The sequence below is a fragment of the Palleronia sediminis genome (assembly GCF_004358695.1).
Taxonomy (GTDB): domain Bacteria; phylum Pseudomonadota; class Alphaproteobacteria; order Rhodobacterales; family Rhodobacteraceae; genus Palleronia; species Palleronia sediminis.
This window is the reverse complement of record NZ_SNAA01000016.1, coordinates 74,411-82,581: the sequence shown is the minus strand read 5'-3', so window position 1 is coordinate 82,581 and position 8,171 is coordinate 74,411. Positions and strand designations below refer to the sequence as shown.

Genomic DNA, 8,171 nt, shown 5'->3' with positions numbered 1-8,171 from the left:
TTCGGTAGGTTGAAAGACTGGCGTCGCATCGCCACCCGCTACGACAGATGCCCGAAGGTCTTCCTCTCCGCCATCGCCCTCGCCGCAACCGTCATGTTCTGGTTATGAATCCTGACCCTAGCGTCTTCAATGGTTGCTCGACCCGAGCCCCGCGGCGCAACCGAAATGGCCGAGGCTCCGGGCGCCGCTGGACCAAAGTTCAGCGGCAGGTAACTCCCCCTTCAGGGCGCCGACGGGGCTCACGTAATGCCCCTTGGATTACCGCTGCTTGAGAGGGAGGCTTCGTCGCCGCCCGTACCCTCGTGGCCGCTCCATTTTTCCATCCGTGATTCCTGATTATTGAGCCCGTTGTCCATTGCCATACGCAGGCCCTTTCTGCGGGCCTCGCGGAGCCGCTGAAAATCGTTCCCGGCATGATAGCTCGAACGGGTCAGGGGCGTGGCGCTCACCATGAGAAAGCCCTTGCCCCAGGCGGCCCGCTCGAAGGCGCCGAACTCGTCGGGATGTATAAAACGTACGACGGCGTGATGGCGCGATGTGGGCTGAAGATACTGTCCGATGGTCAAAAAGTCGACCGAGGCGGAGCGCATGTCGTCCATGACCTGAAGGACGGACTGGCGGTCCTCGCCGAGGCCTACCATGATGCCGGACTTGGTGAATATTTGAGGGTCGAGTTCCTTCACGCGCTGCAACAGTCGGAGCGAATGGAAATATCGGGCGCCGGGGCGGACCTCGGGATAGAGGCCGGGAACCGTTTCGAGGTTGTGGTTGAAGACGTCGGGGCGGGCGGCGACCACGGTCTCGAGAGCCTCGGGGCCGCAACGCAGGAAATCGGGTGTCAGTACCTCGATCGTGGTTCCGGGGGCACGGTGGCGGATGGCGCGGATGGTCTGGGCGAAATGCCCGGCCCCGCCATCGGCAAGGTCGTCACGGTCGACCGAGGTGACGACGACATGGTTAAGGCCGAGCCTGGCGACCGCATCTGCGACCCGTCCGGGCTCGAACGTGTCGAGATTGTCGGGGCGGCCGGTCGCGACGTTGCAGAACGTGCATCCGCGGGTGCAGATCTCGCCCATGATCATCATTGTGGCGTGGCCTTGGGACCAGCATTCGCCGACATTGGGGCATCCCGCCTCTTCGCAGACGGTGACGAGGCGGTGCTCGCGGATGGTGTCGCGGGTGGCGCGGTAGCCGGCGGAGGTGGGCGCCTTGACGCGAATCCACGCGGGCTTGGGCTGGCGCGCAGTCTCGGGTCGATGCGCCTTTTCGGGATGGCGCTGGTCGGGGATCGTGAGGTCGCGAGGCATGACGGTCCTCATGCAGAAACGAGGGGAGGGTGGCTTGCGACGGCCAGCCGGTCTTTTTCCGGCCTGTGCCATAGCCGACGCGCCGCTTCGACGGTCTCGAGATAATGCCCGAAGCCCGCTTCGTAATGGTCGCGCAACCGGGCTCGTGGCTCGATGACGCCACTGGCCTTCGTCCAGGCGGTGCGATCGCAGTCGATCCCGACGATATCGGCTGCCGCAAGGCACGCCCCGCGTGCACCGACCTCGGGTTTCGGTGCGATGGCAAGCGGGCATTGCAGGACATCCGCTATCATCTGGCTCCATGCCACCGAATTCGCGCCCCCGCCTGAGACCGAAAGCTGCCCCGACAGACCGGCCGCCTCAACGCAGTGCCGCGTGGCATAGGCGACCGCCTCGCAGATCGCCATGACAATGTCGCCTTTCGAGGTGCCCGTGCTGAGGCCGCATAACTGGCCTCTCGCCCGGACATCGGCAAAGGGCGCGCGCTCGCCCGTGGCCGAGAAGTAGGGCAGGGCGGTCACGCCGTTGGCGCCGGGCCGGCTCTGGGCGAGGAGCGCCTCGACCTGTGTGCATTCGGCGCCGATCAGATCGAGAATCCAGTCCAGCGAGGCGGTGCCGACAGTCGCCGGAAGGGCGCGCATCCACCGGCCTTCTTGCGGCATGCACAGCGTCATGCCGACAGGCTCTCCGCTGGTATCCACACGGTCGACCAATACTTCGCAGGCCAGCGTCGTCCCCAAGATGACAAGGCCGTCCCCGACCCGGTCGACGCCGGCGCCGACGGCGCAGGCGACGATGTCGAAGGGCCCTGCGTGGACCGGCACACCCTCTGACAGGCCGGTCAGCCGGGCCCCTTCGGCCGAAAGCGGGAATGCCTGCCCGGGCGCGGGCATCACCGGCGCCAGCAGACGGGCACAGTCGGAGAGCCCGAGCAGCTCCAAAATCTTTGGGTCGTATTTTCGGGTGCGGGTATCGAGAAACGGCAGTGAGGCGTCCGAAGCGTCGGTGACGCGCACGCCGGTCAGCCGCTGCAGGATGCCGTCCTTGAGGTAGCTCGCTGTCCTTGCCCGGCCGAGCGCGCCCGGATCCTCATGCGCCAGCGCCGCCATGAAGGGCGCGTGAGAGCCGGGGAAGATCGCATTGCCGTTCCGCCGGAAAACCTCCTCGTAGACCCCGCTGTCCATCCAGCCCTGCAGATAGGGGCTGCCCCTGTTGTCGAGCCAGGAGATGGCAGAGCGGACGGGGCGAGCATTGTCATCCAGCAGCCAAAGGCCATCGCTCTGCCCGGTGATACCGATTGCTTCCGGAACACGTCCTGCATCCGCAACGACCTCCCGAACGACCTCCGACACCAGTCGAACCACGTCCTCGAAGTCCTGTTCGATCCGCCCGTTTCCAAGATGCCGAAGCGTTGGCTTGCGCGAGGATACGGCGAGGCAGGTGCCGTCCAGATCGAATGCGGCGGCCTTCGTCATCGAGGTGCCAAGATCGATTCCGAGTAGCATGTCCTCGCCTCCCTTCCGCCTTCTCGTCACCCATTGAAGCATATGTGCTTCAATAGGACAAGTGCTTCAGAAAGCCGCTCAGCTCGAAAGGAGCGTTGCCGCGCTCGCTTCATCCGTGATGAGGTGCGTCACGTAGCCTCCCACGAGGCTGGCCCGGAGGACGTCGATCTTGTCGGGACCGCCCGCAACGGCCAGACGGTCGGGGATCTTGCGCAGGCTGCTGAGCGAGATGCCGATGGGATGAATGGTGTCCGGCATCTCCACTTCGGCACCATTGCTGTCCACCCAGCGACAGGCAATATCCCCGACTGCGCCACGGGCCGCGAGGAAGTCGCGCTCTTCCGGATTGACGTAGCCGAGACTCAGCATCGTCGCGTCGTCGCTCAGGGCGCCGATACTGAAAGCGACAAGATCCGCGTTTCGCGCGAGATCGAGTGCCTCGCTGAGGCCCGGGTCGTCGCGCAGGCCCTCGGCGGTTGCGGCATTCTTTACATAAACCGGCGCGTACAGGGCGCGCGCGGGCGCTCCGAAATACTTCCCCAGTTGCTCCGCCACTTCGTAGGGGTTGGTGCCGCGGCTCGCATTATGGAGCCCACCGATCAGCGCGACGATCTCCATGTTGCTTGTCGGCGCTTCCCCGGTGAGGGAATCGGCCATCGCAAGCATCGTGCGACCCCAGCTGACAGCGACGGTAGAGTTGCTCTTGACCATCTCGATCAGCGCTTCGCCAGCGACCTGCCCGAGCCAGCGCCGCTGCATCTCTTCGGTTTCCGCTACCGGGACGATTCGCGCCTTCTTCAGCCCATACTTGTCTTCGAGGTCTCTTTCGGTGGCGAAAGTCTCTGAGGAGACCCCAAGAGAAATCTGGACCAGGCCACTCTCCTTGGCGCGCCTGAGCAGGCGAATTACCGTGCTCCGGCTTACCCCCAGCTTGTCGGCTACCTGGCTTTGGGTGAGCTCCTCCGCGTAATAGAGCCACGCCGCCCTGGCCGGTTCGCTGCTGCGCCTGTCAAATTCGTTCATGTCTTTCTCCTGAGTGTGCGGCAGCGGCAGGGCGGGCCCTGTTGCCCGCTTCGACTTCTTCCGCATGCCCGAACCGTATTTGTTTATTTTACATCAATAACTTGCTGTCCGCATGACGCAATTGACTACTACCACAACAAAATATTCGTTGCCACAGCATAAGCCTTGATGATACATAAGTCCAAATTAGAGACATTTGGTCCAGCTGTGAGGTTGGCACAGTTTCGGGATGCCGCGTTAGCGCTGGCCCGGACCTGAGGGGGAGGAGACATGATCATGGATGTGAAGGCTCCGGAGCGGGCGAAGGAAACCGGCGCGGCGGCGCGCGTGCTCGAGAACATAGAGCCGCGCGAGGTGATGTTCTTCTTCGAGGAGCTGAGCGCCCGGCACCGCTGCTCGCAACATGAGAAGGACGCCGCCGACTACGTTGCCGAATTCGCGAAGGCACGCGATCTCGAGTACCATCGCGACGATCTCGACAACATGATCGTCAAGAAGCCCGGCACGCCGGGCTACGAACACTCCCCGACAGTCATCCTGCACGGCCATATCGACATGGTGTGCAAGCTCGACGAAGGCGTCAGCCATGACTTCGCCAGGGACGGGGTCAAACTGAAGGTCGACGGCGACCGTATCCGCGCGGAGGGCACGACTCTCGGCGCCGATAACGGGCTTGGCATTTCCTACATGCTTGCCCTGCTCGACTCCGACGACATTCCCCACCCGCCGCTCGAATGCGTGATGACCGTTATGGAAGAGATGGGGAAGGTCGGAGGCGACAACGTCGATCTGACCAAGCTCACCGGCAAGCGGATGATCGACTTCAACTGGATCGAAGAGAAGCAACTCCTCGCCGGATGTTCTGGCGACGTAACCTGCCGGATAGATGTCGACGCCGATTGGCAGGTGCCGGACGATGCGGGCGTCGCGATGCTGATCGACATTCGCGGCCTGCTCGGCGGCCACTGCGAATTCGACATTCACTTAGAGCGCGGCAATTCCATTGCGCTCATCGGGCGCCTTCTGCGTCAGGCGATGCAGGACGGCGCTGTCCGAATCGCGAATGTCTCGGGCGGCGTGCAGAACAATGTCATCCCGGCGGAGGCCGAGGCGCTGATCCTCGTCGATCCGGACGCCGCCGACACCGTCGAAGAGGCCGTCCGCGACCTCGCGGGCAAGATCAGGCACGAGTTCCGGATCTCCGACCCGGACATGCGGATCACGGTCGCTCGTCCGGACGTGACCATCGAGCGCGTCATGTCCGACGCATCCGCGGCCAAGCTCGTTCAGGCGATCGCGCTTCTGCCGAACGGGATCATCAACCAGAACCTCGAGGTCGAGGGTAATTGGGAGACATCGAACAACATCGGGCTTTTGCGGACGGCAGGTGACCGGGTGGAGATCACCAGCACGATCACCAGCGCCGTCACCTCGCGCAAGCACGCCGTCCTCGACCAGATGATGATGCTTGCCGAACTCGCCGGCGCGGGCGTCAGCGCAAAGCAGATCGGGCTCGATGCGCCCGAGTTCCCCTGGAATCCGGAGAGCCGGATGCTCGAGATCGCCAAGGGCTGTTACGAACGGGTCATGGGCAGGAAACCGGATGTCCTGGTGTCGGTCTGCAGCCTGGAGCTCGGGATGTTCACGCAGCGGATCGATGGTCTCGACACGATCGGGATCGGGACGAACCTCTACGATCTGCATTCGCCCAAGGAAAGCATGGATCACACGTCCGCGGCGCGCGTCTGGCCCCTGATCAAGGACGTGATGGCCAATCTGAAAGACTGAGCGCGCATTCCGCGCGGGACTTCAAAGGGGAGGGGCATTGATGCCGCTAGACCACGAGATCCGTCCGTTCAAAATCGAGATCCCGGATGCCGATCTCGATGACATGATGGAGCGTCTGAAGCGCACGCGCTTTCCTGACGACTTCGCCAACGATGACTGGAGGTATGGCTACAACACGGCCTACCACCGCACGCTCGTCGACTACTGGATCAACGAGTATGACTGGCGCGACGTCGAGCGGCGGATGAACGAACTGCCGCAGTTCAAGATCGACCTGATGGGCGTGCCGCTGCACTTCATCCACGTGAAGGGCAAAGGCTCCAACCCGATGCCGCTTCTGATTCACCACGGCTGGCCATGGACGTTCTGGGACCTGCGCAAGGTGATTGGCCCGCTTACCGATCCCGAGGCGCATGGGGGCAAGGCCGAGGACAGCTTCGACGTCGTTCTGATCTCGCTGCCCGGCTACGGATTCTCCTCGCCCTTGAAGAAGACCGGCTGGAACTTCTGGCATACCGCGGATCTGGAGAACGCCCTCATGAAGGACGTCCTCGGCTACGAGAAATACGCGACGGCCGGCGGCGATTGGGGGGCGCTCGTGGCGCAGCAGCACGGCCACAAGTATGAGAAGGACGTTATCGGCGTTTACACGCATTTCCCGGCTCAGATGAGCCATTACCTGCCGTCGCATCCCGACCAGCCCGAAGGCATCGAGTTCGATCCGATCCTCGGACTTCCCGCGAGGAACGAGTACGCGGCGGACGAGGAGGGATGGTTCGAGCGCGGCAAGCACTTCGTCGAGAACGAAAGCGGGTACGGTGAAATTCAGTTGACCAAGCCGCAGACGCTGGCGGCTCTTGTCACGGATTCCCCTGCCGGTCAGCTCGCTTGGATCACCGAAAAGCGATATTTCTGGGGCCTTGCCGAACGCGGCGCCGGAACCGAGCCATTCGAAAAGGTCTGGCCGAAAGAGGATCTCGTCACCACGGCGGCGGTCTATTTCCTGACCAAAACCGGCGGTACCTCGTCACGCTACTATTGGGAATGCCGCGGCAACCCTTGGTCGCCGAGCCATGACCGCTTCCCGGTCGTGGGCGTGCCGACCGCGGTCTCGATCTTCCCCGGCGAGATCTACAAACCGCCGCGCAGCTGGACCGAGAAGTACTTCAATCTGCAGCAGTACCGGGTTCACGACGAAGGCGGTCACTTCGCTCCGCTCGAGGTGCCGGAGCTGTTCGTCGACGACGTCCGCACCTTCTTCGGCGGGCTGCGAGCCTGACCCCCGACTGTCCCACGAAAGCGATGAGGAGGAGAGACCTATGAAGATCCTGACCATGAAACTTACCGGTCCGACGCGCCGCGCCTTCGGCGCAGCAGCCGTTGCCGCAGCGCTGATCGCCGGTCTCGGCGCCACCGGCGCGGACGCCCAGACTGTCGAGCATCCCGAGGGCTTCAATCCTGACGAGTGGGTGATCGTCGCATCGGTGATCAACACGACGAACCCCTACATGATCTCGAACATCGAAGGCGCCGAGGCGATCTCCGAGGCGCTCGGCATTCCGCTCGAGATCGTCAACTCGAACAACTCGTCGCAGACGTCGATCTCGTCGATCTACGCGATCCTGGCGAGCGGCAAGAAACCGATCATGTTCGTCAACACCGTGGCAAGCTCCGACGCGCCGACCATTGTCGAGGCGGTCAAGCAGGCAGGCGGCTACGTCACGATCTGGTGGAACAAGCCCGACGAGTACAAGCCGCAGGATGTCGGCGACAATTTCGTCGCGTTCCAGAAGCATACTGGTGTCGACTCGGGTCGCTGCGGCGCTCAGGCGCTGGCCGAAGCGCTGGGCGGCGAAGGCGATGTGATCCTTCTGCCGGGCGTGCAGGACAGCACGACGTCGAAGACCCGTGTGGCCGGTTTCAGGGCCGAGATCGCCGAGAACTACCCCGGCATCAATATCTTGGAGGAGCGCCCGTCCAACTGGGATCCGCAACTCGGCGCGCGCAATGCCCGCGACCTGATCGTCAAGTACGGCGACCAGATCGACGGTGTCTGGAGCGCGGATGACGGCATGCAGATTGGGGCCATGCAGTCCTTCGAGAACGCGGGCCTGCTCGACCGGGTCAAGTTCGCCTCCGACGGACTGTATCCCAAGACGCTGGAGGACATCAAATCGGGCCGAGGCAACAACGCCATCGTCGGCGAGACCTTCCATCGTGGCTACATGGCCTCGGCCATCGGCCTCTACACGGCCTATCTCGCCGCGTCCGGTCAGATCGTCCCCAGCGAGCTCGAGGACAACAAGCGCGAGAGCTTCTTCAAGCTGAGCTGCGTCACGCCGGAGAACTATGAGCAGTACCTGCAGTATGACGAAGAGGGCGCCCCGGCCGAATTCGTCGAGCGGCTGATCGCGAACGGCCCCTGGGACACTGAGCCTGTGCCGCTTGTCGGTGGCGGCGTCGAAGTTCTGCCGGAAAGCTGACATCGGGCGAACCCTCTCCGGCCGGGCCGTCCAACCGACCCGGCCGGAGTAGCGATCGAATCTCG

Annotated in this window: 5 protein-coding genes and 2 pseudogenes; 4 read left to right on the top strand and 3 right to left on the bottom strand. The window is 63.3% G+C overall.

Annotation, left to right across the window (positions count from 1 at the left end):
- Window positions 1-108, top strand: a pseudogene (locus E2L08_RS13605) (IS5/IS1182 family transposase); the annotation flags it as partial.
- A gap of 257 nt (window positions 109-365) precedes the next feature.
- On the opposite strand, the pseudogene lipA reads toward E2L08_RS13605, so the two are convergent.
- The 3 genes and pseudogenes from lipA to E2L08_RS13590 all read right to left on the bottom strand — a co-directional run.
- Window positions 366-1,307 (bottom strand): annotated as a pseudogene (gene lipA, locus E2L08_RS13600) (lipoyl synthase); the annotation flags it as partial.
- Between the two features lie 8 nt (window positions 1,308-1,315).
- Window positions 1,316-2,812 (bottom strand): FGGY-family carbohydrate kinase, encoded by a 1,497-nt coding sequence (locus E2L08_RS13595; protein WP_133397632.1) that lies wholly within the window; start codon window positions 2,810-2,812, stop codon window positions 1,316-1,318.
- A gap of 78 nt (window positions 2,813-2,890) precedes the next feature.
- Complete coding sequence (locus E2L08_RS13590) at window positions 2,891-3,835, bottom strand: sugar-binding transcriptional regulator (protein WP_168771158.1); 945 nt, start codon at window positions 3,833-3,835, stop codon at window positions 2,891-2,893.
- A gap of 270 nt (window positions 3,836-4,105) precedes the next feature.
- Between E2L08_RS13590 and pepD the strand changes: the two genes are divergently transcribed.
- The 3 genes from pepD to E2L08_RS13575 are packed head-to-tail and all read left to right on the top strand — an operon-like array spanning window position 4,106 to window position 8,106.
- Window positions 4,106-5,623 (top strand): beta-Ala-His dipeptidase, encoded by a 1,518-nt coding sequence (gene pepD / locus E2L08_RS13585; protein ID WP_133397630.1) that lies wholly within the window; start codon window positions 4,106-4,108, stop codon window positions 5,621-5,623.
- Between the two features lie 40 nt (window positions 5,624-5,663).
- The gene (locus E2L08_RS13580) at window positions 5,664-6,902 is read left to right on the top strand and encodes an epoxide hydrolase family protein (protein ID WP_133397629.1); all 1,239 of its coding nucleotides are present in this window, start codon (window positions 5,664-5,666) and stop codon (window positions 6,900-6,902) included.
- Between the two features lie 40 nt (window positions 6,903-6,942).
- Window positions 6,943-8,106, top strand: a complete 1,164-nt coding sequence (locus E2L08_RS13575; RefSeq protein ID WP_168771157.1) for a sugar ABC transporter substrate-binding protein — start codon at window positions 6,943-6,945, stop codon at window positions 8,104-8,106.
- The last annotated feature ends 65 nt before the right edge of the window (window positions 8,107-8,171 follow it).